At 42.3% G+C, this 1,605-nt stretch carries 1 protein-coding gene and 1 pseudogene; both read left to right on the top strand.

What is annotated here, in order from left to right; genetic code table 11:
* Positions 1–76: pseudogene (locus DWX28_RS18765) on the top strand (helix-turn-helix domain-containing protein); the annotation flags it as partial.
* Positions 77–236: 160 nt separating this feature from the next.
* Complete coding sequence (locus DWX28_RS18760; RefSeq protein WP_118254659.1) at positions 237–1,532, top strand: tyrosine-type recombinase/integrase; 1,296 nt, start codon at positions 237–239, stop codon at positions 1,530–1,532.
* The last annotated feature ends 73 nt before the right edge of the window (positions 1,533–1,605 follow it).

Genomic DNA, 1,605 nt, shown 5'->3' with positions numbered 1-1,605 from the left:
GAAACCGGAAGCAGCCGAACAAAGACTTGCCAATCTTTTATCCGAAGTTATGTATGAGGGTTCTGAATCGGTATAGTAAGATAATCGGAGTTATGATACAATGAGCACAAGCGAGTCAAGCTGTTTACAGATTTGACGAGCGGCGAATTGGCTTATGGACTTGTCCATAAGATGCCTACACGCAAGAAGCATTTCAGCAGTTCCGATTGTCTGATATCGAAAGGAGACATACGATTATGGCAAAAGGATCTGTTAGAAAAAAAGGAAAGAAATGGTACTATCGCTTCTATGTAGAGGACGCAAGCGGAAAAATGGTTCAGAAAGAATACGCCGGAACCGAAAGTAAAAGTGAGACGGAAAAGCTTCTCCGCAAAGCACTGGAAGATTATGAAAATAAGAAGTTTGTCGCAAGGGCAGAAAGCCTTACGGTAGGAGAACTTCTGGATATGTGGGCGGAAGAAGAACTGAAAGCCGGAACACTCAGCAATGGCACAGTGGAAAATTATCTTGGTGCAATCCGATGTATCAAAAAACACCCGATTGCAGACCGAAAGTTAAAAACAGTTACCGCTGAACATTTACAGAGTTTTCTCGACCTGCTTACATTCGGTGGCGAGTTTCCGGATGGAAAAGTGCGAAAAGGATATAGCAAAGATTATATCCATTCTTTTTCCGCAGTGTTACAGCAGTCTTTCCGTTTTGCAGTATTTCCAAAACAGTTAATCAGTTTCAATTCAATGCAATATATCAAGCTGAAACGACAGGCAGAGGAAGTTGACCTCTTTTCTGATGATGAGGTAGAAGAAGGTACACAGCCGATTTCACATGAGGATTACGAGCGGCTTATCAAGTATCTGGAAAAGAAAAATCCACCTGCAATTCTGCCGATTCAGATCGCATATTATGCAGGACTTCGTATCGGGGAAACCTGTGGTCTTACATGGCAGGACATCAACCTTGAAGAACAATGCCTGACCATAAAACGCAGTATCCGTTATGACGGAACGAAGCATAAAAATGTGATTGGAACAACCAAGCGAAAGAAAGTAAGGATTGTTGATTTTGGAGATACACTGACTGAAATATTGAAAGCAGCAAGACGGGAACAACTGAAAAGCCGGATGCAGTACGGGGAACTTTACCACCGCAACTACTACAAAGAGGTGCATGTAAAAAACAGGGTGTATTATGAATACTATCACCTTGACGGAACGCAGGAAGTCCCGGCAGATTATAAAGAAATATCCTTTGTCTGCCTCAGACCGGATGGTAGTCTGGAACTGCCGAGTACACTCAGCATTGTATGCAGATCAGTGTCAAAAAAACTGGAAGGATTTGAAGATTTCCATTTCCACCAGTTACGTCACACCTACACCAGCAATCTGCTTTCCAATGGGGCTGCACCGAAAGATGTACAGGAACTGTTAGGACACTCTGATGTCAGTACCACAATGAATATTTACGCTCACTCAACAAGAAAAGCAAAGCGGGATTCCGCAAGACTTCTTGATAAAGTAGTGAGCAATGCTTAACTAAAAATTTCCCTTATTTCCCTTGCGGATTCCGCATAAGGGCAAAAATAAGGGAAAATACATATCATTTCAC

Source organism: Blautia sp. AF19-10LB (assembly GCF_003461245.1).
GTDB classification, from domain to species: Bacteria; Bacillota; Clostridia; order Lachnospirales; family Lachnospiraceae; genus Blautia_A; species Blautia_A intestinihominis.
The sequence above is the reverse complement of the archived record's forward strand: the minus strand, read 5'-3'. Positions and strand labels throughout refer to the sequence as shown.

Coding starts and splice junctions, on each gene's coding strand:
- DWX28_RS18760 (WP_118254659.1), top strand. CDS start 237: ATGGCAAAAGGATCTGTTAGAAAAAAAGGAAAGAAATGGTACTATCGC.